Below are 22,404 nucleotides of genomic sequence, written 5' to 3'. Positions count from 1 at the left end.
GTGCCGCGACTGGTGTTGGTGATGTGGGTGCTGGCGTTGTCCGGCGTGTCGGTTGTGATGCCCGAAGCTGCGAGGGTGTCCTCGATGTGCGTTGTGGTGCTTATGCACGCCATGTCGCTTTCGCTCAAGCTGCCGCTTCGAATCGTGATAATGCCCGTACCTTTCGGCTTCAAGGCGACGGCGCGCTTCTTTGTGTCGCGCGTGGCTGTATGGGTCGTATCGTGGAGGCTTGTACCGGTGCTGATACCCGGGTTGGTATCCGTAGTAGTCGTTGCGGTACCCACTGGAGTAGCCGCTTTGGTAGCCTCCGTGAAAGCCGCTGTGCGAGCCGCCATGAGTACTGTAGTACATGCCGTCATGAGCGCAGGCCGACACACTGAAGGCGATGCCCAGGATCAGCAGCACGCGTAACCAGCCTGCCACCTTGCGCTGGCGTGCGGAATGAAAGTGGTTGGATCGGGTAGCGACCATATTCGTCTCCCAACTCCGCTTGCGCGGTTGAAATCATGTCTTCATCCTAACCTTGATCCGGACTATGAGGTGCACACCGAAACCAAACGAAACAGCTGCCGCACTCGCGCTACGTTCTGACATCCAGTGAAGTAAAGCTGCAAGTTCATTTTGGTAATGGAAACGCTTGCGCTACCATTCTTTTTTAATGTAAGTGTTCTACTGCTTGGCATTGGCCGTATCGCAACTCAATATTCCTGATAATGAAACTGAGAAAACTTCTGACCCCTGTTGTCGTCGCTCTGGTAACCGGTGCCTCAGCGTTAAGTGCGCCCTTTGCAGCCGTCGCCGACGAGGCTCTAAAAGCGGCGATAGCAAGCGACAAGCGTACGCCTGCCTTTGTGGCGCGCGATGCGGCCCGGCACCCGTACGAAACCTTGCAGTTCTTTGGCATCCAGCCCACGATGACGGTCGTGGAGTTGAGCCCTGGCGGTGGCTGGTACACCGAAATACTCGCCCCGTATCTTCGTGACCACGGAACCTACATTGCCGCGGCCTACCGCGAAGACTCCCCGCGCGAGAACCGTCGCGGATACACGGCCAATTTCAAAAAGAAGCTGGCAGCGGACCCCGATCGTTTTGGCAAGGTCAACCTTGCTGTTTTCGAACCGCCGACCCATCTGGACTACGCGCCCGCGGGTAGCGCCGACCTTGTCCTGACGTTTCGTAATCTGCATAACTGGTTGTCGTACGGAGACGAGAACATGAGGCGTGTGTTCCAAAGCGTCTACGACACCCTGAAGCCGGGCGGTGTGTTTGGTGTTGTAGAGCATCGTCTTCCCGAGTCCGTCCCGCAAGACGCCACGGCCAGCTCGGGCTACATGCACGAATCGTATGTCATCAAGTTGGCTGAGAGTGTTGGATTCGAGTTGGCCGCAAAATCCGAGATCAACGCCAATCCCAAAGATACTGCCGATCATCCCAACGGCGTATGGGCGCTTCCTCCTAGCCTGCGCAATAAGGATGTCGACCGGGCACGCTATGAAGCTATTGGTGAAAGCGATCGCATGACCCTCAAGTTTGTAAAGAAGTAAGCCGTCACGCGTTGTCGCACGAGCTGTAAAAAGATAACCGTCGATCCTTGTGGCCTGTGAGGGCGCGCTTGGCATTCGATCCGATTGTTCGAAATTTTGGAATGGTCATTTGCGATTTGGACGCTTTATCCCGAAACGGGGAACTTTTAAAGTGTCTACATCGACGAGGACTTGCAATGCCCACGCCGAGTTTCACCGGACTTCTTCCGGGCAACCAATCACAGTGAGGATCGAAGATCATGACTCGTACCAAAATTTCCGCCATAGCATTAGCAGTAAGTGCACTCTTAATCGGCCCCGCGATGGCTGCTGATAACGGCCCCGAAACACGCGCTCAGGTCAAGGCTGACCTTGTCGACGCCTTGCGCACTGGCAACTACATTGCCAATGTTACGGGCGAGCTGGCAAAAGACGCGTACCCCAACGCTTTCCCGGCAGAGCACGTCCGGGCATCCAAGACGCGAGACCAGGTCCGCGCAGAACTGTCCGAGTCCGTTCGCGATGGTGATCAGATCGCCAACGTGACCGGCGAACGTCTGAACGAAGCGTATCCGCAGCGCTACCCGGCGCCGCAGCATAGTGCCGTGAAAAGCCGTGACCAGGTCAAGGCTGAACTTGCGCAAGCTGTTCGCAGCGGTGATCTCATCGCCAACGTGACGGGAGAGCGTTTGAATGAGGCATATCCGCAAGCCTACGCAGGTGTGCACAGTGTCGCTTCCTCTAGCGAAAAGAGTCGGGGCACCGACGTGGTCCGCGCCCCTCACACTGGCGCCGGCAGTTGAACTCCCAACTTCAATTGACAAAGCTCCTCCTGGAAGGGAGGAGCTTTTTTGCGTAGGTGGGGTGGAATTTTTCGATGGCTTTGGGCCGCGCCACTGGCCGCAGGTGGATTCCAGATACCTTTCAGGTGGCCGTGGAGTTCAGTAGGGTGTCAGCGTAATAGCGAATGGCGTAATCGATCCATTCCGGAGCGTCCCAATCTGCGTGGGCCGCGCGTATCCCCGGGGCCAGGTGTTCTACCAGTTTCTCGGTGGGGGTGCCCTGTTGCGCAGCCTGCAAGACGGCATTCGACACTTCATCCATGTAGGCGGAAACGGCAGACAGGATTTCGGGGCCGCCCACCGAGCCATGACCTGGAACCACAACGGTTGGCCTCAATTTCAGCATGTTGTCGAGCACTCGTTGCCATCCCGCGGCATCGAGGATGGCGTCGTCAGGGGGGAACCAGGGAAAAATCGGAAATATGCGCTCCTCGGCGAGGTCGCCGGTAAACAGGACCTTTTCTTCTGGCAGCCATACGATCTGGTCGCCTGCAGTATGGGCAAGCCCCCACGTATGGAGTTCAACTATGCGGCCGCCCAGATCGATACGATGCAATTGACCATCGTAGGTTTCGTCCGGTCCCACCAATTCCACACCCTCCAGCGTCGCGGCAACCCCCGAGCCGAAGGTCCGGAACATTTCCAGGTAGCCGGGTCCTCTGGCCATCAGCTCATCACGCTGTGCAGCGTTATAGATAATGTGCGCTTTTCCCTTGAACACCTGGGCGCCGTAGCCATGCTCGGGATGGAAATGCGTGATCGTCAGGATAAGCGGGCGGTCTTGGGCAATTTGCTTTGCCGCGGCCAGGGTCGTTGCCCCATTTACTGGCCCCATGCCGCAATCGACCACCAGAACCGAATTGCTTCCTTCAATTATCCCGATATTCGGGACAAGTGGAATGCGGCGGTCTTCGATGACATGGACGCCAGGCATCAGCGTACGGGGTGCAGAGGTACTGACGGCAGGAGCGTCGGCTGGAAGCGCGGCAAAGGTGGACATGAGTCCGGACGGTGACTGTCTCTCCACCCGGTAGCCTGCGAAGAAAGCTTGTTGCAGCGCTACTGCGAGTGCCGTCAGTGGCTGTCACCTGAAAATAGCCCACCCCTTCTTGCTGTACACCATTGAAGTCCGGGTTGAAGGGAAGTCCGGCCTCTTGCCCGGCCTTCACGAACGCCTTGCTGGTGGGAAAGCCGTACCGGAGGGACCCGATGCGCACGGGGCCCGACGTACCATGCAGCGGCCCCGAAAATGTTTCATTGGTTTCCGTATTAATGTAAAACGGCAGCACGTCGTCCCAGCCCCAACCATCACAGCCAAGGTCGCGCCAGGCGTCATAGTCTTGGGGGGTTCCGCGCACATAAATCATTGCGTTGACCGAGCTGCCGCCGCCAAGTGTGTTTGCTTGGGGAACATGCAGTACGCGGTCGCCCGAGCTTTTCTGGGAGCTCATCTGGTAAAGGCTGACGCGCTCTGAGGTAAACAGCCGGATAAAGGCACCGGGGATGTGAATGTAAGGGGTATTGTCGTCGGCTCCTGATTCCAGCAAGAGCACTTTACGACCGGCGCTGGCCAGCCGTCCTGCCGTAGCGCATCCGGCGGCTCCGCCGCCGATCACGATGTTGTCGAAAGACTCGATTGATGAAGCCATATTCTTTTAGTCTCTGGGTTGAAAGGGGGGGCAGAAGTATTGTTACTTTTGCTTATTGGCCTCTTGTGCCTTGTATGCGGCAGCGTCGGCGTCGCGTAGACCATCTAGCTCGGGTACAAGCACGACGTTCTCCTGTTCCACCGGATCATTCCGACACGACACGGCATATGCCGGCTCGGTGTCCGACAGATTGAATGCGATGTGCGGAGTGTCGGGGGGAATGAAACAAAAGACGCCGGGGTCAATCCGACACATGTTTTCCAGTTGTTCGCCCCAATACAGGACGGTTGTGCCCACCAGGCCGTAAATGGCGGTTTCGAATCCGCTGTGGTAATGAACTTTTGCCTTGCCCCCAGGGCCGAACGCGGTGATGTTCATGGCGATTCCAGTTGACCCGGCGCTTTTGCCGGAAATCCCCATGAACTGGGGAATTCCTTGTACTGCAGCGCTGGTCATATCAGGGTTCAGGGTCACGACTTTCTGCGTGGTATTCAACATGGTGGTCTCCTAGAAATGGGTTCGGACCAGACTTGTGAATCAGATTGCCATGAGCAAGCTGATGCTATGTATAGTGTTGAGTTAGATTATGGGAGCGCACCCTGTGCGATTGGAATGTATATTCCGACCATCTCTTGTACATTTCGGACGCTCGAAACGGTGGCACCGTTCAGCGCATTTACTGGCTTCCAGGGTAAGTTTTATGTTTGGCTTGCATCGCGTACTACCCGGCAACCCGGCGGGGCGCGACTTCATCATGGGCGATCTGCACGGTTGTCTCGATCTGCTGCAGATCGAGCTTGACCGCATCGGATTCGACCCTTCGACAGACCGCCTGTTTTCAGTGGGTGACCTCGTGGATAGGGGGCCGGACTCTCTTGGCTGCTTACGCTTGTTGCGAGAGCCCTGGTTTTACGCTGTTCGGGGCAATCACGAAGAGATGCTGCTGGGGTATTTCCAGGTTCGGGATTCTTCCGGCGAATCCCGGAAGCCCGGCGACCTCTTCCTGCGTAATGGCGGGCGCTGGGTTCTGCAGCTGGACCCCGACGAAGAAGCCGAACTGCGGGAAGACCTGCTGCCGCGAGTATCCGACCTTCCTTATGTCATTTCGGTAAAAGGCCACGTAGATCAGTTCAATGTTGTTCATGCCGAGCTGTTGTCTGGTCGTATTGACGCGGAAAGCTGGCTGTCGCGACTGGCAGGGCGGGACGACACGGCCCCTGCACGTGTATTGTGCGACGCCGACCTGACCGATCAGGTCCTGACGGAGTGGCTCGAGCCCTTGGCATGGGGCCGGCGCCTTATCAATTCCATGAATTCCAGGACAGCGTCCCGAGTCCATACGCCGGCAGGTTCGCTATTGAAAAGCTCGACCCCGATGCATCCCGGACTCTCGCTGACATATGTCGGTCACACGCCCCAGGACGAAATGGTGCTGCACGATTCGCATCTGTTTCTGGACCGTGGGGCGTTCAGGCGCAAGGCCAACACCTGCTTGCTGGTCGTGGAGCATCAGCAAGTGCTTGGATGGCTGGGCTCCCGCTAAACACCGGGCCTGCCAACAATCAGCCATCTCGTGCCAGGGGTGCGTGTCGATACAGGTTTTGTTACACGCAGAGTCGGGTCAGGACGCGTGCGATGTTATGATTGTGCAGGTGTAAAGCGGTGCGCCCGGCATCGCGCGTAATTGAACACGTCCTTTGTTTTGATCGGTTCGCATGCTTATGCCAACCGATCCTCATCCCGCCATGCCAAGAAACGTTGCAACTTGGTGTGCCCCGCAGTGTCTGCCCCGGGGCTGGGGGTGATGGGCGTAACAGGCTGATGAATTTCAATAAATCTCTCCCTCATTCTATTTTCTCGCGCCTTCGCGCAGTTCCAGTTTCATTAACCGTTGCCATGCTTGGTCTTGCAGGCTCGTTGGTGCCTGCCTCTGCTGTGCTGGCAACCGGTGCGGAAGACCACTTGCCGACACTGGTGGTTGATGAACCAGCGATATTTGAGCAGTCGCACCGTCTGCCCGCCCTGGAAGAGAAGGCGGCGCTAAAACCTGCCATCGAACAAGCGGTGGGTGTGCCCGATATCGACCTCGACTATGTCCAGGATCTGCGTGTAATTATTGACGAGGCACGCAAGAAGGCACAGGTTGAGTATCTGGCCCAGAAACTCCGCCAGCCGCCGCATACATTGCAAAAGTACGTGCAGTTGGCGTGGGAAGAGGCCAGCAAGCGTGCCGGGCTGCGTCCAGAACTGTTGCTGGCCATCATGCACAAGGAAAGTACTTTCCAGCCGAAGGTACAAAGCCGGTATGGTGCCCAGGGCCTGATGCAGGTAGTGCGTCGGTGGCACCGCGAGAAGTTGCACAAAAATGAATCGTTATTCGACCCCGAAGTGAATGTACGCGTCGGTACCGATGTGCTTGAAGAGTATCTCGAGTGGGCCGAGGGCGATCTGACCAAAGCGCTGGTCAAGTATTCGGGCAATGCCCGAGGTTATGCCAATACGGTACTGAGTGAATCGCGCAAGCTGGCACAGGTGGCTGAAATGGCTGCAGCCGAAGTCGCGGAAGTGGTTTTCGTACCGGAACCCGATGCGCCCGCGCCAGTCGCCGACGATGAGCTTCAGATGCAGGCTGCAAACGAACAGGCCGGCTGACCTGCACCCCACATAAAGCCTGGGGTTATATACTCGAGCATTTCGTGCAGGATCTGGCTCGATGAATCGTGCTCATAAGGCATATGCGATATTGGGAGCGGCGACGCTATTTTGGGCGGGCAATTCAATTGCCGGCAAGATGGCGGTCGGGCACGCGTCTCCAATGGTTATCGTGACGGCGCGCTGGGTCATCCTCATGGTCCTGCTTTACTTGTTCAACCGTCGGCAGGTTGCCGCCGATTGGCCCGTACTCAGGCCCCGGCTGGCTTATCTGCTGATGATGGGTGCGCTAGGCTTTACCGGCTTCAGTGCGTTCTTGTATTACGCGCTCATTTACACGTCGGCCATCAACAGTGCCATCCTGCAAGGTGGTATGCCCTTATTCGTCTTCGGTGCCAGCTTTCTGCTTTTTGGCAGTCGCGTACGCGTCAAGCAGGTACTGGGTTTCATGATTTCGTTTGCCGGCGTCATTGCTATTGCTGTCAGGGGGGAGTTCGCCAATCTCGTGTCCCTGGATATCAATTTTGGCGATGCCCTGATGCTGGTTGCCATTCTTTCCTACGGCATCTACACGGCTGCCCTGCGCAGCAAGCCCCAGGTGCACTGGACCAGCCTGATGGTGGTGCTTTGCATGGGCGGCACCTTGTCTTCGTTGCCATTTCTTGCGCTCGAGTCATTTCAGGGCGGGCTGATTGTTCCCGACCTCAAAGGCTGGGCGATCATTGCTTACATCGTGGTGTTTCCAAGCCTGCTGGCACAGGTGTTCCACATTCGGTCGGTCGAGCTCATCGGGGCCAACCGTTCTGGCCTGTTCGTGAACCTGCTTCCGATTTGGGGTGCTCTTCTTGCAGTGGTGGTGCTGGGCGAAGCTTTTCATCTGTACCACGCAGTAGCGCTCGTGATGATTCTTGTGGGAATCGGGCTCGCCGAGCATGGTGGACAGACGTCTACTTGAGATAGGTGCGCAGTATTTTCATCAAGGCTGCGATCTCGGCGTCGGCATCTATGTCTGCCGAGCGAGTCGCAGCGTGTTCCGAACCAAAAAGCTCGCGCAGATGGCTGTCGATGACCTCGGCCATGAGGCCGTTGGCCGCGCCGCGCAGCGCGGCGATCTGCTGCAGCAGGGCGCTGCAGTCAGTTCCTTCCTCGACGGCGCGCTCAAGGGCCTCGGCCTGGCCCTTGATGCGACGTAAACGCGTAATAGCGCGCTTTTTATCCTCTGGCGAGTGAGGCATGCGTTACCGTCAGAAGTTGATGACGGAGCGGATGGACTTGCCTTCGTGCATCAGGTCGAATGCCTTGTTGATGTCTTCGAGCGGCAGGGTATGGGTGACGAAGGGGGCGAGTTCGATTTCGCCCTTCATGGCGTCTTCGACCATGCCGGGAAGTTCCGAGCGACCTTTGACTCCACCAAAAGCGGTCCCCAGCCAGCGACGGCCGGTCACCAGCTGGAAGGGCCGGGTGGAGATTTCCTGGCCCGCGCCGGCGACACCGATGATGACGGACTGGCCCCAGCCCCGATGGGCACACTCGAGGGCTGCGCGCATGACTTCGACGTTGCCGATGCACTCAAAAGAGTGGTCGACACCCCATTCAGTCATCTCGATGATGACTTGCTGGATGGGCTTGTCGTAATCTTTGGGGTTGATGCAGTCAGTGGCACCGAACACTTTTGCCAAGGCGAACTTCTCGGGGTTGGTGTCGATGGCGATGATACGTCCGGCCTTGGCTTGGCGGGCGCCCTGAATCACGGCCAGACCGATTCCACCCAAACCGAATACGGCAACGCTGTCGCCGGGCTGAACCTTGGCGGTATTGTGAACGGCTCCGATACCGGTAGTAACCCCACAACCCAGCAGGCAGACGTGCTGCGGATTGGCCTCGGGGTTGATCTTGGCCAGCGATACCTCTGCCACCACGGTGTACTCGCTGAAGGTCGAGCAACCCATGTAGTGATAAATGGGTTTGCCTTGGTACGAGAAGCGTGTGGTGCCATCGGGCATGAGGCCTTTGCCTTGGGTGGCACGTACGGCCACGCACAGGTTGGTTTTGCCCGATTTGCAGAACAGGCACTCGCCGCATTCCGCGGTATACAAGGGAATGACATGGTCGCCGGGCTTCACGCTGGTGACGCCTTCACCAACTTCGACCACGATGCCTGCACCTTCGTGACCCAGGACAGCCGGGAATACGCCTTCGGGGTCTTCGCCCGACAATGTGAAGGCATCCGTGTGGCAAACCCCTGTGTGGGTGATCTTGACCAGGACTTCGCCCTTGCGAGGCGGTTCGACATCAATCTCGACGATTTCCAGAGGCTTTCCGGCCTCGAATGCGACTGCGGCACGTGATTTCATGGTGAATCCTTAATGAAAGTGAACCAGAACAGGCAGCCTTGCCGGCTGCCTGGTTTGAATGTGGGATAGGCAGGGGAAGGGCCCTTGCCAGTATCTGCATATACTATAGGGGAGTATATGCCAAGCTGTCCAGTCTGATGGTGGATTCAGCCACGGTCAAGCAAATCTTTGATACCTACGGCCAGAGTGACCAGCACCACCAGGGCCACAACACTCATGCCGATGATGATGGCGGCGCCCCATGACGCGGTGGCATCCAGCGCGGCAAATGCCGCTGCGGTGATGACGGCGATGCCCACCGAACTGCCGATGCGTTGCCCTGTCTGCAGGATGGCGCCTGAGCTGCCTGCGTAGGACAGGGGGACTTCTGCCAAGGTGAGAGCCTGGTTGGGACTGATGACATAGCCTTGGGCCAGGCCAATGAATGAAAGCGTGAGCAGCAGCCACCAGAAGCTGATGATGCCTTTGTCGCTTAGCCATACCACCAGTATGCTCAGACCCAGTCCGACGAGGGCCAGAAGCAGGCCGGCAATGACGATGCGGCGACCAAATCGTACGATTCGTTTTCCGGCCCAGTCGGCGGCATAAGCAGACAGAAGCGCCGAGGGAACGCCCACCAGGCCTGCTTCAAGAGCAGACTTTCCAGCACCCAGTTGAGCGTACATCGCCACCAGCACCCAGACACTGGTCATGCCCAGGAAATACAAAGTCATCAGGGTGGTGCCATTGGTGAAGCTCGGAATTCTAAAAATATCCAGGTCTACCATTGGACTGCCTCCGAGCCGTGCGTAGCGACGCTCCCATTTGACCCATATGAAGATCAATGCGAGCCCTGCGAGCAGAAACAGCCAGGTCGCAGGAGAGCCGCGCGCCTCGACAAAGGGGAGCAAAATGCACAGCACTGCCAATGCCAGCAGGATGGCGCCGATGGGGTCAAGGGACCGGAGCACGCCTTGTTGCATGGCAGGGAGGTCGGGGTTTTTCTTGAAGAACAGCAGGGGTCGGGGAAACCATTTGAACCCGAGTACGATGGTGGCAATCCCGATGGGCACGTTGATCAGGAAGGTGAGTCTCCACCCCAGATCGTGCCCGCCAAGCTGAATGAGAAGCCCACCGAAAACCGGCCCGACTGCGACAGAAAATCCGACCACAGTGCCCAGATAGCCGAAGGCCCTGCCACGCTCCGCTCCGCGGAAATACTGCTGGATCATGCCGATGCCCTGGGGGCTGAGCATGCCCGACCCAATGCCCTGAACGAATCGGGCCGCGTTCAGCCACGGCGCATCCGGTGCCAGGCCCGAAGCTATGGAAGACAGTGTGAAGATGACTGTGCCAATCAGGAAGAGACCGCCTCGGCCCATGATATCGCCGGCGCGTCCTGCGCTGACAAGCACGACACCGAACATCAGGGCATATCCGGACAACACCCATTGCAGGTCTGATTGCGAGGCCTGAAGTCCTTGCTGGATGGATGGGAGGGCAACGTTGACAATGCTCACCCCCACCAGTGACATGAACAGCGAAGCCAATATCACCACAAGAATGCGCCAACGGGCGGGGTCGGGTGTAAACGCAGGCTGGCGTGATTTGCGATTTGGGGGAGCTGCGGCGACCTGACTCATCAGCGGATGTCCCTCGGGTTAAGCGTCGCAGAAAACTGCTGTCTATGGTGTTTATTGCAGGTGGTTCCAGGATGCATCATATATGTGAGAACGAGCCGGATGACGTTCGGGCAATGGTGGCCCCGCGTCTGTACAGGCCCCGGGATTGCCGGCCTGAGATTGGCTACGCTTTGAAAGGTGTGGTTCTTGCCGCAGGTCCGCATCTTTTGAATGCGGTCCGGTTGTCCTGCATTATGAGCCAAATAGTCCAATATGCCACAAGCCGCGTTCGCGGCGGCAGGTGCCGTGCGTTTTGGACCCCCAGGCAAGCCATTCGCGGGCTGCCGGAGGCCCCTTTGAGGGCTGAGTGACCCATTTGCCGACTTTGTTGGGCAGCGCATGCGTTGCTGACACCCGGAATGCAAAAGGTTCCGGTATGATCACGATGTAGGCTTTTCGGTTGCTGCCGGCCCCAAGGGGCAGGGCTGCAAGCCGGGGCAGTAAGGCGCAAGAGGATCACAGCCATGGCGAGCATTCAGCAGCCGGAACCTAATTATCTGATCGAGCAGCTCAAGTATTGCAAGACGTTGCCAACATTACCAAGTGTAGCGTTACGGCTTATCGATCTTGCCGAGCAGGAAACCTCCACCCTCGCCGATTTTGCCGAGATCGTAAAGTTCGACCCGGCACTGGTAGGCAAGCTCTTGCGTTGCGCCAACTCTCCTTTTTACGGGCAGTGGCGAAAGGTATCCAGTCTGTCCGATGCCATCGGCCTGATGGGCCTGAACGCCACCATATCGCTGTCCTTGAGCTTCTCGTTGCGGGGGTTGTCTCCCGAGGATGGCGCACTCGGCGAAACGCATTTCTGGATGCGCTCGCTTCTGACTGCGCTGGCTGCACGCACCATCGCCATCGAGCTACGCGAGCCGCAGCCCGAAGATTTTTTATTAAGCGGTCTGCTTCAGGATATCGGCGTGCTCGCCATGGCTTCCCTGTTCGGAAGTCCTTACGTCACGCTGTACAAGGAAGCCGGACAGCATGGCACCTTGCTCAAGCAAGAAAACGCACTGTATGGAATCGATCACGCTCAGGTCGGGGCCCAGTTGCTTAAGCAATGGCGATTGCCCGAGCGCATCTATGAAAGCGTTCAATTCAGCCACCTCGCACGTCCATCTACGGCTCAGGCGGCTCCCGAGGTCAAGCACTTGTCCGCATGCGTGGCGGCTGGGGCAGCCATCGCAGAAGCCTGGGTAAAGGGCGGCACTCCCGAGACATTCGGCGATGCCTACCGGTCGGTGCGCTGGCATCTGGCCATCAGTCCCGAGCGATATCAGAACATCATTAAGACCATGGGCGACGAAATGCCCGAAATGGAATCGCTGTTCGAATTCGATATTATCGATCCGGCACTGTTGGAAAATATCCAGGTAAGTGCGCGCGAATTGCTCGATCTGCGCAATCTGCGCGTCGAGGAAGAATCCGTCCAGGCCAGTGATCATGTCCAGGCACTCGAGCGACGCATCGCCATGCTCGAAACTCACACTCAGCGCGACCCATTAACCGGTCTGTATAACCGCGTCTATGTCGAGCGTCAGCTCTGGCATGAGTTCGACCGGGCGATACGCGATCGACAGAACTTGTGTGTGGCGTATATCGATATCGACCGATTCAAGTCGTTCAACGACACCTACGGGCATGCGGTAGGTGACCAGGTGCTGATCAGTGTTTCGCATCGGATGCTGTCGGCAGCACGGCTCGGAGACACCCTGGCCCGCTACGGTGGCGAAGAGTTCGTGGCGCTGTTCCCCAATACTCACCTCAGCCAGGCCGAAGCGGTCTTGCAGCAGATGTTGAATGCTGTGTGCTCAACTCCTTGCCTGACTCACGAAGGCGAAGCGTCTTATGTTACGTTTTCGGCGGGTGTGGCCATGCTATCGTTCGAGCAGAAGAATTTTCATGATCCGCTTGAACTACTCAACGCTGCGGACAGGGCGCTGTACCAGACCAAGTCCACAGGGCGCGGGCGTATCACTGTATTCCAGCCTGGCTCCGAATAAAATCGTGCGTCAGCTGTTTTCCAGTGCGGCTTTGCGTTATCTGCCCTGACGACCGGCGTTGAGCAAGCCAAACCATTCCAGGCCTGACCAACGCCCCATGACGCACCACTCCAGATCTGTTTCGTCCGCCGCGCGTATCCCGCGGTCAGTCTACGTGCTTACCGGATGCGTGGGCGTAATTGGAGCGAATTCGCTTGGCCTGGGTCCGATTGCGCCAGAGGTATCCCGCTCACTCGATGCAGACGTGTCGGCTGTCATGCTGGCAACCGCTGCCTTTGGCTTCGGCGCCGCGCTGAGCTCGTTGTTCCTGGCCCCGCGCATCGACCGGTTGGGAGCCTACCGTATGCTGCGGCTTGCGATGCTGGTTCTGCCCCTGACCCTGCTGTCCAGTGCACTCGCGGTTTCGGTCACGATGCTGATTGTCTCGCAGTGGGTCGCAGGTATGGCATCGGGCGTGGCGTTTCCGGCCATATACACGGGGGCGGCTGCCATGGCGCCACCTGGCCTGGAGAGCAAGACCATAGGGCTGGTGATGTCCGGATGGATGTTCAGCATGGTGGCGGGGGTTTCGCTTTCAGCCATCGTCGCCGACCTGACACATTGGAGGTTCGTGTACGGCATCTTGCTGGTTCTGTCGGTAGGTATTCTGGTGTTGCTGGCACGCCTGAATCTTCGAGACACGGTGGCGGCATCGGACACTCCTTCGCCGTTGACGGCGCTGTCGCTACCTGGCATAAGGCCGCTTTTATTGGCATGCGGAGCACTACTGACTGCTTTTTATGGCGTGTACTCGTACCTGGGCGACTACTTTCATTCCGGCCTCAATCAGCCGATAAGCGCCAACGGTCTCATTACGCTGTTCTACGCCGTCGGCTTTGGAAGCGGAATTATTGCAGGCGGCCTGGTGAATCGCATCGGGATCGACCGGGTATTGCCGGCGGCACTTTTCTTTGTGTCCATCGTTTATTTGATGTTGGGCATATTTGGCGGCGGTCTGATCGCGGTATTGTGCCTGCTTGTTGCGCTGGGCTTTGGCAATTACTACGGCATCAACCTGCTTATTGTTCGTCTCACGGCGATTGATCGCGAGCAACGCGGCACGATCATGGGTTTGCAAACCACGGTCAGCAACCTTGCGGTTTTTGCAGGCGCGAGTATTTTTGGGCTGATTTACTCGGCCGGCGACTTTGTGGCGGTGGCCTACACCGGTATGGCGTTTGCGCTCGTCGCCGCACTTGCAAGCAAGGTGCGCCCGAAGGCGCGTTGAACCTGCGGCTATTGTTCTGGCAGTGCCGACGAATGGTGACTGGTGATCAGCCATTGCCCGTCTTTCCATTCGTAGGTGTACGTGTAGCGCGCGGCTACCGACTTGCCTGTTTTGGCGAAAGTAAAGTTGTACAGGCCGGTGTCCAGCGCTGTGTTGCAGCCGATGGAGATCATTCGCGACACAATGGCGCCGGACGGCTGATCCTTCAGGAAATAGACGAAGTAATCCTCTATTTCGGCAGCTGTCTGCCGGGGTCGGTTGGATACGGTGGGCAGCAGCAGGGACCGGCTTGAATAGTTGGCGACGACTTTCTTGGGATCACCTGTCTGCAATGAGGCGTTCCATCGATCGAACAGTGCAGCAATATCCTGTTCACTGGCCGGGTGACAAGTTTGCGTAAGGTTGGGAGCCGTGCTGCCAGGCGCTGTTGCACAACCGCCCAGTGCCACCGCCAGTGCTGCAGTCAGGAAAGTGAGTCGCATCATAGCTGTTCCTTGTCGAAAGTGAGCCGGACCGAACGGCACGGCGCGTAGCGTACTGCTTCCGTACGTAACGTTTTTTAACAGCTTTTGACTCGAAGGACTACACAAATTTTGTGTCAGGGGACTGCATTGCTGGCCCAGTTTCCGCCCTCGTTTTCCATACGGGATATTTGCTTGGCGTCGGCCCGGGTGAACTTCAGCCGCACACCGGCTCCACCTCCGTTTTCTTCGATAAATACCGCACCGAGGTCTTCGAGCGTTTTTTTGAGCGTCATGACGATTTCCGGGGAAGGTTCGTCGAGCTTTTGCTCGAATTTCTCGATGATTCGACGGTCGACTCCCGAGCGGGAGGCGAGTCTGCCCACGGTTATTTCGACTAGCACGCGAGCGGCGCCGCATTGGGGTCCGGTAATCATTTCAGCTCCTGAAGACAAGCCATTGAAGAACAGGGACGTCTGTATTGTGGCACAAGCCCGCAGACCCGGCATGCAGACCCTGTGGCACACGGCTTGCTTTGTCTGCAATCGCGCCGCCTTCACCAGAATGCGAAGGCAACGGCGTCACGCAGGAGATATTCATGGAAGAAAAATTTCGTTTGCTGTCTGAGTGTATTGCCCGATGGGCGGGAACACCATGGGTTTTCGCTACCGCGATAGGCCTGGTTGTTTTATGGGCCGTTTCGGGGCCGCTTTTTGGGTTTTCAGGCACCTGGCAACTGATCATCAACACCGGTACCACGATAATTACCTTCCTGATGGTGTTCCTCATTCAAAACACACAAAATCGTGATGCCATTGCGATGCATCTGAAAGTGGATGAGCTTTTGAGGGTGGTGAAGGGCGCCCGGACGGGCATGATCAATCTCGAGCAAATGAGTAATGCCGAAATAGAGCAATTACGCAAAGACCTTGCGCGAATCGGCGAGGAGGACGGCTGCGATCTGGTTTCCATTGAAGCCAGGATTCGCACTCCGGCCGGTTCTGACCGTGAATCGGAAGAACACGCAGAAACGACCACGGTAAGCAAGGTGGCAGTGGAAATCGAGAAGAACGACAAGGAAGTCTCGTAATTGCATTGTGAACTCAGTCGGCGCAAAAGCGGCTGAAGTCCTTTGGCCGACAGGCACTGTAGGGGCGATGTCATGATTCTGTCATTGTGGTGTCATAAAATGCCTGGATTCCCCAACAGGCGTATTCATGACATTTGTAGTTACCGAAGCATGCATCCAATGCAAATACACCGACTGCGTCAGTGTGTGCCCCATGGACTGCTTTTTTGAAGGTCCCAATTTTCTGGTCATTCACCCGGACGAATGTATCGACTGCTCCATCTGCGTTGCCGAGTGCCCGGTAGGAGCCATCGTCAGTGACCAGGATATTCCTGCCGATCAACGGCATTTCATTGAGATCAACCGTCGCCTGGTCGACGATCCCCGCTATTGCCGCATAACAAGCGTGAAGGCGCCCATGCCCGACCACGAGAAATGGTCGACGATCCGCAGCAAGCTTGAAATGCTTGATTTGCATGAGACAGTTGAACTCCAAGCTTCCTGACGTTTACAAGCTGTGTGATAAAGTTCCGGCTGATTACCGTCAACCGGACGGGCTGTTGGAGGGGTTTAGCCTTGCCTGATGCAAAAGATACGGCGTCCTGGTCCGAGCTTCTTAGCGGCCGAAACGGCTTGCGCTCGATCGCCTTGGCGGGGGGAGTGGCATTACACGCGGTAAACGTGTATATGGTGGCCACGGTCCTGCCGTCCGTTGTGCGCGATATCGGGGGCCTTTCTTACTACGCCTGGAACATGACACTGTTCGTTTTGGCGTCTATCCTGAGCTCCGCACTGTCGCCCAAGGCGTTGGATAAATATGGTCCGCAGCACGCTTTCCTGGCGGCTATCGGATTGTTCGCCGCAGGTACGGCAGCGTGCGCGCTGGCGCCGACCATGGGCTGGATGCTCGCCGGCCGCACCCTGCAAGGGTTTGGAGGCGGCTTGCTGCTTGGGCTCAGCTACTCGTCGACTCGCATCGTGTTTGAAGAGCGTCTTTGGCCCAAGGCCATGGCGCTGTTGTCGAGCATGTGGGGGGTGGCCACGCTGGCAGGCCCGGCCATAGGCGGAATCTTCGCCGACGCAGGCCATTGGCGCTGGGCGTTCGGGGCGGTATTGCCTGTGGCCGTCGTGTTGGCCATTTTGGTCAAGACACAGATAGCAGCCAAAGCATCGGGCGAACGGGGCAATGCAGTACGAGTTCCCATGGCCCAGATTGGGCTGCTGGTTGGGTCGGTGCTGATTGTGTCGGTAGCGAGCCTGTCGGACAACCTTGCCTGGAATGTGGTGGGCATAGTGGCGTCCCTGTTCATTGCCGCGCTGGTGGCGCGGCTGGATGGCGCCGGTACCACCCGCTTGATGCCGGCGGGCGCATACGACCTCAACAAGCTTGGCTGCGTATATGCCTGCGTGGCATTGCTGAGCATAGGAATCACCGTCGAAATGTTCGTGCCGTACTTTTTGCAAGTGCTGCACGGGCATAATCCTTTGATCGCCGGCTACCTGAGCGCCATCATGTCGGCGGGGTGGACGCTGGGCGCAGTCACCAGCACCAGTCGAAGCAACGCCGTCGCAGACGTCTACATGAGGCTTGGTCCGGTCATTTCCGCAGCCTCGCTGGCTTGCCTGGGCTTGATGCTGCCTTGGGAAGTCCTCTGGGACACGAGCCTGCGATGGGTCGTCGTGGTGCCTTTGCTGGGAGTGGGCCTTGGCATTGGCATGTGCTGGCCCCACTTGCTGACCTACGTATTCAAGGTCGCCCCGGCAGGGCAGGAAAACATGGCGTCTTCAGCAATCATCACTGCACAGCTGTACGCGATGGCGTTGGGTGCTGCAATCGGCGGTGCAATTCTCAACGCGGCGGGGTTCACGGATCCGGGAGGTGTACCCGGCACGGCGAGAGCTTCGCTGGCTTTACTGGTAATTGTGGCGCTGGCACCGGCCTTGGCTGCATTCCTGGTAACCAAGGTTGTGCGGGGACGCCGGCACTTGCGTGCCGGCACAGCCTGACTTCACACCGACTTGGGAAGCCGGAATCGCTCGGGGTCGGGGCCATGTCGAGCGCTCTCATCGTGAAGCGATGCAATCTGCGCCATGTCGTCGGCATCCAGGGTGAAGTCGAAAATATTGAAGTTTTCGCGGATGCGCGAGGGTGTCACGGATTTAGGGATCACCACGTTGCCCAACTGAATGTGCCAGCGCAGCACAGTTTGGGCGAGCGAACGTCCATGCTTGTTTGCGATGGCCTGCAATATGGGGTTGTCCCATAACATACCGTGTCCCAGGGGGCTCCACGACTCGGTCACAATATTATGTTCGGCATGGTATTGACGCAGCTCGGGCTGCTGGAAACGCGGGTTGAGCTCGATCTGGTTTACCACCGGCATCACACCCGTTTCGTCGAGCAGGCGCTGCAAGTGCCCTATATTGAAGTTGGACACACCAATTGATTTGACCCGTCCTTCGTCGCGCAAACGGATAAGGGCCTCCCATGATTTCACGTATAGCCCTATCTTCGGGGCGGGCCAGTGAATCAGGTACAAGTCGAGGTAGTCCAGCCCCAGGCGGTCCATGCTTTCGTCAAACGCCGCCAGGGTCTCATCGTAACCGTGGCGGTCATTCCATAACTTGGTCGTGATGAAGAGATCGCGCCGATCGATACCGGAGTCGCGAATTCCTTTCCCCACTCCTGACTCGTTATCATAGATGGCTGCCGTATCGATGAGTCGATATCCGGTCTGTATGGCGGTTTTCACGGCGTCGGCGACTGTATCGTTCGGAACCTGCCACACACCAAAGCCCAACTGAGGTATTGCATTCCCATCGTGCAATGGGATGGTGTTTAGAATATTGGACATTTCACTCTCCGTGATGCGTGATCGGGTTATGCTGGACCTTGCGCAGATCGGTCGGCGCAGGTTCTCTGGAACCGATTATACGAATGTTAAAAGGCGCGCCATTCGTGTGGGCAATGTGCCCGGCCCTGGCGTGCTGTCAATTTCAAGGAGCAGGATGTGAGCATCCACACCGAAGTCAAGCGTATCAGCGTGCCCCAGTTGATGGCATATAAGGGCGAGAAAAAAATCGCGTCACTTACCGCTTACAGCTCACCTTTTGCACGTTTGCTTGACGAGCACCTGGACATGATCCTCATCGGCGATTCCACCGCCATGGTTGGCTACGACATGCCCAGCACGCTGGCCATCACGCTTGAACAGATGGCCGCTCATGCCGCGGCAGTGGTGCGATCCACCCGCCGGGCCTGCATTATTGTCGACATGCCCTTTGGCACGTATCAAGAGTCGCCGCAGCAAGCTTTTCAGAATGCAGCCCGCATGTTGGCACTTTCCGGTGTAGACGGCGTCAAGATGGAAGGCGGGGCCGCCCTTGCGCCCACCACCCGGTTCCTGGTCGAACGGGGTATTCCTGTGCTTGCACACGTTGGTTTGATGCCTCAGTACGTCAATACCATGGGTGGCTTCAAGGCGCAGGGGCTCACCGACGAATCGGCAGAGCGTATATATGATGACGCCATTGCACACGAGAAAGCCGGCGCTTTCGGCCTGGTTCTCGAAGGTGTAGCCGAAGGCCTGGCGCGTCGCATCACCGAAGACGTCTCCATACCTACTATTGGCATTGGTGCCTCTCCACATTGCGACGGCCAGATCCTGGTCACTGAAGACATCCTTGGATTGACTGGCGGACGCATTCCCAAGTTCGCACGTCAGTTTGCCGACGTAGGTGCGCTCATCAGCCAGGCGGTGGGTCAATACGCTGACGAGGTGCGGGCTGGAACCTTCCCAACCCTTGAACACTGTTTCGGTGTCCGAAAACAGTCGGAATAATAGCTGTGGTCGAAATTTCTCCTTCCCTGGCGGCAGTGCTTTTATTCCTGGTCGGCTTGCTGATCGGTGTAATCGCCGGGCTGCTGTATTCACGTAAAGCGGTGTCCAGCTTGCGTGCCCAGTTGAACCTGGCCCAGGCGTCACTGGCTCAACAAGAGCAGGATCTGGAACGGGTTCGCGGCGAATTCGAAACGGTCAAGCAGCAGCTTCAGAGCCTTGCTCACGAGAAAAGCGACGTCGATCGCGACTTGTCGCACTGGAAGGCCGAGGCGGCCGGTCTGCGTGAGCGTCTTGTGGAGTCGCGCGACGCCTTGACGGCAAAAGAAGCGATTTTGCATGAGGTGTCAGAACGGCTTTCCAATACCGGGAAGGAGCTTGCCGCCCTGAAGGCGACCCATGCCGAGAAACTTGCCGGTTACGAAGAACTCAAGCAGTCGCTTGAACAATCGCGTCAGCAACTTAAGACCGAATTCCAGAATCTCGCCAACCAGATCCTCGAAGAGAAAGGCAAAACCTTTGCACAGACCAGCCAGTCGTCTCTGGACGCGTTGCTCAAGCCTTTTCGGGAGCAGATCCAGGGATTTCAGGCGCGCATCAACCAAGTGCACGATGAATCTCTCAAGGGAACCGCGGCATTGGGAACCGAGATCAAGCAGGTTCTCGAGATCGGCTTGAAAATGAGCGCTGAAGCAAACACGCTGGCAGCGGCGCTTCGCGGCGAAAAGAAGACAGTTGGAAATTGGGGCGAGATTCAGCTCGAGCGCACCCTGCAGCTGGCCGGGCTTGTTCGGGGTGATCATTACGAAGCGCAAGAGCGCTTCAAAGATGCGGCGGGCAATGTGCGCCACCCGGATTTTGTCGTAAAGCTGCCAGATGACAAACACATGGTCATCGACAGCAAGGTGTCACTGGTTGATTACGACCGTGCCATCAGTGCCGAAACCGAGGTAGAAAAGCAGGCTGCGCTCGAGGCGCATGTCAAGGCCGTGCGCAATCATATCGACGATCTCTCGCGCAAAGACTACAGCAACCTGATCGGCATGCGAAGCCCCAGCTTTGTGCTTATGTTCATGCCTATCGAGCCGGCGTATATCGAGGCGCTCAAGCACAATCGGGATCTGTTCGATTACGGCTATCAAAGAAATGTCGTCATGGTGTCGCACACCACCCTGATGCCCATCTTGCGTACGGTGGCCAACCTTTGGCGCATCGCGCGCAGCAACCAGGAGGCACACGAGCTAAGCTCACGTGCCGGCGAGATCTACAACCAGGTAGTCGTTGTGGCCGAGCACCTGAAAAAGCTGGGCGATACCCTTGGCACGGTCAGCAATCATTACAACAAGACAGTCACCTCGCTGGCGGGCCGCCAGGGGTTGTACGGCAAGGCGGCGCGCTTCAGCGAGCTTTCGGCAAAGGCAAATAAAACCATGCCCGATCTCGAGCCCCTGCACGCCGACTTTCAGACAGAGCGGCTCGAACTGGTTGTGTCTGCGCCGCAGCCAGAGGTGGATCGGCAGTCTGATGTCGGCACGGACAATAAAATGCCAGACGGCATTGAGTCGTCCCGAGCTGAACCGCTTGACGCCGTGCCGGAAGAAGAGCCTTCTCAAGGCGGTTCAGCCCGGTAGCCATGAGATCGTTGCGCCGGGCCCAACTGATGGAAGCGGCCCCGTTGCCGGTACGTGAAGGCGTGGCGCCAAGTCGCGTATATATGGTGCCCGGGCCCTGGACGACGGTGTACGACTTTCTGGTCGAGCGCTTTCGTCATTTACCCGAAGAGATTCTCCGGCAGCGACTGGAAAACGGCGATATTGTCGACGAAAAAGGTGTTCCCCAATATGCACATACGCCATATTCGGCGCATCGTTGGCTGTGGTATTACCGTGAAGTGCCGGACGAGCCTCGCATTCCGTTCGACCTCGAGGTGCTGTACTCGGATGAGCGCATCGTTGTGGTGGACAAGCCCCATTTCCTTGCCAGTATTCCGGGTGGCCGGCATTTACGTGAAACCGTGCTGACACGCTTGCGGGATCGCTTCGACCTGCCACAGCTTACACCCATACATCGACTCGATCGTGATACGGCCGGCGTAATGTTATTTTGCCTGGACCCGGCAAGTCGCGGCGCCTACCAGCGTCTTTTCCAGTCGCGAGAGGTGATCAAAGTCTATGAGGCGGTGGCGCCATGGCGCGAAGGCCTGTCGCTGCCGCATACTCATCGAAGCCGCCTGGTGCCGGGCGATCCTGGGTTCATCATGACCGAGGAGCCTGGCGAGCCAAATAGCGAAACCCGCATCGAACTTATAAAACATCTGGGCGATTTGGCGCTGTACAGGCTTACGCCCGTGACGGGCCGAAAGCACCAGCTTCGGGTCCACATGAGCGCACTTGGCATTCCGATCTGTAATGACGCTTTTTATCCGCAGTGGATGGCGCAGGAAGACTCAACTGATTTTTCGCGGCCACTACAGCTGTTGGCGCGTACCGTAGAGTTCATAGACCCTTTTACTGCTCGACGCAGGCGCTTTACTTCCCGGCGCAAGCTTGTGCTGTCCTGTGCTTGAGCGTTAATCGGTCCGGATCTCCGCATTTTCTGGCCGATCCGCTTGTAGTCCCTGGTCAGGGATTTCCCTTAAGTGGTGTTTCTGGGCGCCTTCGAAACGCTTGTCTTCTGGCGCTTTTTGCATCGAGCGCAACAAATTTAGCGTTCCGGGTCGTTTATTTGCACCACTTTAAATTCGAGAATGCTTGTCATAAAGCGTTGCGTCGTGCACGTAACTTTTCAATAAAGGTGGAATTTTCATGGAATCAATGCAACCGATGGGCGCCGCTGCCAGGCGTACCTCGTCAGATTCTTCAGCGAATCTGATGCGCCACTGGGACAAAGCGATTCTTCCGGCCGTGTTCGTGGTGATGTTGCTGGCGTTTTATTTGCTCGACCCACGGACACTCTCTGTTGGAAACCTGACCAACGTGCTGACTCAGGTGTCCATTTTGGCGATAGTCACCATCGGCGCAAGCGTGGTGATTTTCTCTGGTGGATTCGACCTGTCTGCCGGTGCGGTCGTGGCTCTTACAGCAGTCCTGG

At 57.3% G+C, this 22,404-nt stretch carries 23 protein-coding genes and 1 pseudogene; 15 read left to right on the top strand and 9 right to left on the bottom strand.

The annotated features are described in order from the left end of the window. From Q1J88_RS08020 to Q1J88_RS08010, 3 genes are all read left to right on the top strand, one after another. Window positions 1-411: a hypothetical protein gene (locus Q1J88_RS08020; RefSeq protein ID WP_301117095.1), complete on the top strand. Its 411-nt coding sequence runs from the start codon at window positions 1-3 to the stop codon at window positions 409-411. A gap of 302 nt (window positions 412-713) precedes the next feature. Beyond that, the gene (locus tag Q1J88_RS08015) at window positions 714-1,544 is read left to right on the top strand and encodes a methyltransferase (protein WP_301117094.1); all 831 of its coding nucleotides are present in this window, start codon (window positions 714-716) and stop codon (window positions 1,542-1,544) included. Window positions 1,545-1,783: 239 nt separating this feature from the next. After that, entirely contained in the window at window positions 1,784-2,326 is a 543-nt protein-coding gene (locus Q1J88_RS08010; protein WP_301117093.1) for a DUF4148 domain-containing protein, read from the top strand. Window positions 2,327-2,447: 121 nt separating this feature from the next. On the opposite strand, the gene Q1J88_RS08005 is transcribed toward Q1J88_RS08010, so the two are convergent. Genes Q1J88_RS08005 through Q1J88_RS07995 form a run of 3 tightly spaced genes read right to left on the bottom strand, consistent with a single transcriptional unit; the run spans window position 2,448 to window position 4,512 of the window. Then, window positions 2,448-3,299 carry an MBL fold metallo-hydrolase gene (locus Q1J88_RS08005; RefSeq protein WP_301117104.1) on the bottom strand — a complete coding sequence of 284 codons (852 nt, stop codon included), beginning with the start codon at window positions 3,297-3,299 and terminating at the stop codon, window positions 2,448-2,450. Continuing rightward, a complete protein-coding gene (locus Q1J88_RS08000) occupies window positions 3,235-4,014 on the bottom strand; it encodes a GMC family oxidoreductase (protein WP_301117092.1) in 780 nt (259 codons plus the stop codon). Before Q1J88_RS08000 ends, Q1J88_RS08005 begins: the two co-directional genes overlap by 65 nt. Before the next feature lie 42 nt (window positions 4,015-4,056). Continuing rightward, a complete protein-coding gene (locus Q1J88_RS07995; protein ID WP_301117091.1) occupies window positions 4,057-4,512 on the bottom strand; it encodes a cupin domain-containing protein in 456 nt (151 codons plus the stop codon). A gap of 202 nt (window positions 4,513-4,714) precedes the next feature. Here Q1J88_RS07995 and Q1J88_RS07990 point away from each other — a divergent pair, with 202 nt between their 5' ends. From Q1J88_RS07990 to Q1J88_RS07980, 3 genes are all read left to right on the top strand, one after another. After that, entirely contained in the window at window positions 4,715-5,557 is an 843-nt protein-coding gene (locus Q1J88_RS07990; RefSeq protein ID WP_301117090.1) for a metallophosphoesterase, read from the top strand. Between the two features lie 353 nt (window positions 5,558-5,910). Beyond that, a complete protein-coding gene (locus Q1J88_RS07985) occupies window positions 5,911-6,666 on the top strand; it encodes a transglycosylase SLT domain-containing protein (RefSeq protein ID WP_301117089.1) in 756 nt (251 codons plus the stop codon). 61 nt (window positions 6,667-6,727) lie between these two features. Beyond that, window positions 6,728-7,621, top strand: a complete 894-nt coding sequence (locus Q1J88_RS07980; protein WP_301117088.1) for a DMT family transporter — start codon at window positions 6,728-6,730, stop codon at window positions 7,619-7,621. Here the strand turns inward: Q1J88_RS07980 and Q1J88_RS07975 are convergent. The 3 genes from Q1J88_RS07975 to Q1J88_RS07965 all read right to left on the bottom strand — a co-directional run bounded on the left by Q1J88_RS07975 (window position 7,614) and on the right by Q1J88_RS07965 (window position 10,642). Next, entirely contained in the window at window positions 7,614-7,901 is a 288-nt protein-coding gene (locus Q1J88_RS07975; protein ID WP_301117087.1) for a metal/formaldehyde-sensitive transcriptional repressor, read from the bottom strand. The two genes, Q1J88_RS07980 and Q1J88_RS07975, sit on opposite strands and share 8 nt — an antisense overlap. A gap of 9 nt (window positions 7,902-7,910) precedes the next feature. Beyond that, complete coding sequence (locus Q1J88_RS07970) at window positions 7,911-9,020, bottom strand: S-(hydroxymethyl)glutathione dehydrogenase/class III alcohol dehydrogenase (RefSeq protein ID WP_301117086.1); 1,110 nt, start codon at window positions 9,018-9,020, stop codon at window positions 7,911-7,913. 146 nt (window positions 9,021-9,166) lie between these two features. Continuing rightward, window positions 9,167-10,642 (bottom strand): MFS transporter, encoded by a 1,476-nt coding sequence (locus tag Q1J88_RS07965; RefSeq protein WP_301117085.1) that lies wholly within the window; start codon window positions 10,640-10,642, stop codon window positions 9,167-9,169. Between the two features lie 503 nt (window positions 10,643-11,145). On the opposite strand from Q1J88_RS07965, the gene Q1J88_RS07960 reads away from it, so the two are divergent. Together Q1J88_RS07960 and Q1J88_RS07955 are read left to right on the top strand one after the other, a co-directional pair. Next, complete coding sequence (locus Q1J88_RS07960; protein WP_301117084.1) at window positions 11,146-12,678, top strand: GGDEF domain-containing protein; 1,533 nt, start codon at window positions 11,146-11,148, stop codon at window positions 12,676-12,678. Between the two features lie 97 nt (window positions 12,679-12,775). Next, window positions 12,776-13,945, top strand: a complete 1,170-nt coding sequence (locus Q1J88_RS07955) for an MFS transporter (protein ID WP_301117083.1) — start codon at window positions 12,776-12,778, stop codon at window positions 13,943-13,945. A gap of 8 nt (window positions 13,946-13,953) precedes the next feature. Here Q1J88_RS07955 and Q1J88_RS07950 read toward each other — a convergent pair whose 3' ends face one another. Both Q1J88_RS07950 and Q1J88_RS07945 read right to left on the bottom strand, forming a co-directional pair. Beyond that, window positions 13,954-14,427 carry an SgcJ/EcaC family oxidoreductase gene (locus Q1J88_RS07950; protein ID WP_301117103.1) on the bottom strand — a complete coding sequence of 158 codons (474 nt, stop codon included), beginning with the start codon at window positions 14,425-14,427 and terminating at the stop codon, window positions 13,954-13,956. Between the two features lie 116 nt (window positions 14,428-14,543). Then, window positions 14,544-14,843, bottom strand: a complete 300-nt coding sequence (locus tag Q1J88_RS07945; RefSeq protein WP_301117082.1) for an XRE family transcriptional regulator — start codon at window positions 14,841-14,843, stop codon at window positions 14,544-14,546. 161 nt (window positions 14,844-15,004) lie between these two features. Between Q1J88_RS07945 and Q1J88_RS07940 the strand changes: the two genes are divergently transcribed. The 3 genes from Q1J88_RS07940 to Q1J88_RS07930 all read left to right on the top strand — a co-directional run bounded on the left by Q1J88_RS07940 (window position 15,005) and on the right by Q1J88_RS07930 (window position 17,482). After that, window positions 15,005-15,496, top strand: coding sequence for a low affinity iron permease family protein (locus tag Q1J88_RS07940; RefSeq protein ID WP_301117081.1), 492 nt, complete (start codon window positions 15,005-15,007; stop codon window positions 15,494-15,496). A gap of 127 nt (window positions 15,497-15,623) precedes the next feature. Beyond that, window positions 15,624-15,980 (top strand): ferredoxin FdxA, encoded by a 357-nt coding sequence (gene fdxA, locus Q1J88_RS07935; RefSeq protein WP_301117080.1) that lies wholly within the window; start codon window positions 15,624-15,626, stop codon window positions 15,978-15,980. A 71-nt stretch (window positions 15,981-16,051) separates the two neighbouring features. After that, window positions 16,052-17,482 (top strand): MFS transporter, encoded by a 1,431-nt coding sequence (locus Q1J88_RS07930; protein WP_301117079.1) that lies wholly within the window; start codon window positions 16,052-16,054, stop codon window positions 17,480-17,482. 2 nt (window positions 17,483-17,484) lie between these two features. Here Q1J88_RS07930 and Q1J88_RS07925 read toward each other — a convergent pair whose 3' ends face one another. Beyond that, the gene (locus Q1J88_RS07925) at window positions 17,485-18,330 is read right to left on the bottom strand and encodes an aldo/keto reductase (RefSeq protein ID WP_301117078.1); all 846 of its coding nucleotides are present in this window, start codon (window positions 18,328-18,330) and stop codon (window positions 17,485-17,487) included. Between the two features lie 156 nt (window positions 18,331-18,486). Between Q1J88_RS07925 and panB the strand changes: the two genes are divergently transcribed. The 4 genes and pseudogenes from panB to Q1J88_RS07905 form a co-directional block, all read left to right on the top strand. Then, window positions 18,487-19,317 carry a 3-methyl-2-oxobutanoate hydroxymethyltransferase gene (panB, locus tag Q1J88_RS07920; protein WP_301117077.1) on the top strand — a complete coding sequence of 277 codons (831 nt, stop codon included), beginning with the start codon at window positions 18,487-18,489 and terminating at the stop codon, window positions 19,315-19,317. A gap of 5 nt (window positions 19,318-19,322) precedes the next feature. Continuing rightward, window positions 19,323-20,945 carry a DNA recombination protein RmuC gene (gene rmuC, locus Q1J88_RS07915; protein WP_301117076.1) on the top strand — a complete coding sequence of 541 codons (1,623 nt, stop codon included), beginning with the start codon at window positions 19,323-19,325 and terminating at the stop codon, window positions 20,943-20,945. A 2-nt stretch (window positions 20,946-20,947) separates the two neighbouring features. After that, a complete protein-coding gene (locus Q1J88_RS07910; RefSeq protein WP_301117075.1) occupies window positions 20,948-21,880 on the top strand; it encodes a pseudouridine synthase in 933 nt (310 codons plus the stop codon). Between the two features lie 238 nt (window positions 21,881-22,118). Further along, a pseudogene (locus tag Q1J88_RS07905) lies at window positions 22,119-22,404 on the top strand (ABC transporter permease); the annotation flags it as partial.

This window comes from Pusillimonas sp. (assembly GCF_029263785.1).
GTDB lineage: Bacteria > Pseudomonadota > Gammaproteobacteria > Burkholderiales > Burkholderiaceae_B > Pusillimonas.
This window is presented reverse-complemented; position numbering and strand designations above follow the sequence as displayed.

Bases quoted from the DNA above. Each gene is read 5' to 3' on its own strand.
- Q1J88_RS07945 (WP_301117082.1), bottom strand. From the start codon at position 14,843: ATGATTACCGGACCCCAATGCGGCGCCGCTCGCGTGCTAGTCGAAATA.
- Q1J88_RS08010 (WP_301117093.1), top strand. From the start codon at position 1,784: ATGACTCGTACCAAAATTTCCGCCATAGCATTAGCAGTAAGTGCACTC.
- Q1J88_RS07925 (WP_301117078.1), bottom strand. From the start codon at position 18,330: ATGTCCAATATTCTAAACACCATCCCATTGCACGATGGGAATGCAATA.
- Q1J88_RS07965 (WP_301117085.1), bottom strand. From the start codon at position 10,642: ATGAGTCAGGTCGCCGCAGCTCCCCCAAATCGCAAATCACGCCAGCCT.
- Q1J88_RS07955 (WP_301117083.1), top strand. From the start codon at position 12,776: ATGACGCACCACTCCAGATCTGTTTCGTCCGCCGCGCGTATCCCGCGG.
- Q1J88_RS07940 (WP_301117081.1), top strand. From the start codon at position 15,005: ATGGAAGAAAAATTTCGTTTGCTGTCTGAGTGTATTGCCCGATGGGCG.
- Q1J88_RS07985 (WP_301117089.1), top strand. From the start codon at position 5,911: ATGCTTGGTCTTGCAGGCTCGTTGGTGCCTGCCTCTGCTGTGCTGGCA.
- Q1J88_RS07975 (WP_301117087.1), bottom strand. From the start codon at position 7,901: ATGCCTCACTCGCCAGAGGATAAAAAGCGCGCTATTACGCGTTTACGT.
- Q1J88_RS07910 (WP_301117075.1), top strand. From the start codon at position 20,948: ATGAGATCGTTGCGCCGGGCCCAACTGATGGAAGCGGCCCCGTTGCCG.
- Q1J88_RS07970 (WP_301117086.1), bottom strand. From the start codon at position 9,020: ATGAAATCACGTGCCGCAGTCGCATTCGAGGCCGGAAAGCCTCTGGAA.
- Q1J88_RS07990 (WP_301117090.1), top strand. From the start codon at position 4,715: ATGTTTGGCTTGCATCGCGTACTACCCGGCAACCCGGCGGGGCGCGAC.
- Q1J88_RS07995 (WP_301117091.1), bottom strand. From the start codon at position 4,512: ATGTTGAATACCACGCAGAAAGTCGTGACCCTGAACCCTGATATGACC.
- Q1J88_RS07950 (WP_301117103.1), bottom strand. From the start codon at position 14,427: ATGCGACTCACTTTCCTGACTGCAGCACTGGCGGTGGCACTGGGCGGT.
- fdxA (WP_301117080.1), top strand. From the start codon at position 15,624: ATGACATTTGTAGTTACCGAAGCATGCATCCAATGCAAATACACCGAC.
- Q1J88_RS07960 (WP_301117084.1), top strand. From the start codon at position 11,146: ATGGCGAGCATTCAGCAGCCGGAACCTAATTATCTGATCGAGCAGCTC.
- Q1J88_RS08000 (WP_301117092.1), bottom strand. From the start codon at position 4,014: ATGGCTTCATCAATCGAGTCTTTCGACAACATCGTGATCGGCGGCGGA.
- Q1J88_RS08005 (WP_301117104.1), bottom strand. From the start codon at position 3,299: ATGCCTGGCGTCCATGTCATCGAAGACCGCCGCATTCCACTTGTCCCG.
- Q1J88_RS07980 (WP_301117088.1), top strand. From the start codon at position 6,728: ATGAATCGTGCTCATAAGGCATATGCGATATTGGGAGCGGCGACGCTA.
- Q1J88_RS08015 (WP_301117094.1), top strand. From the start codon at position 714: ATGAAACTGAGAAAACTTCTGACCCCTGTTGTCGTCGCTCTGGTAACC.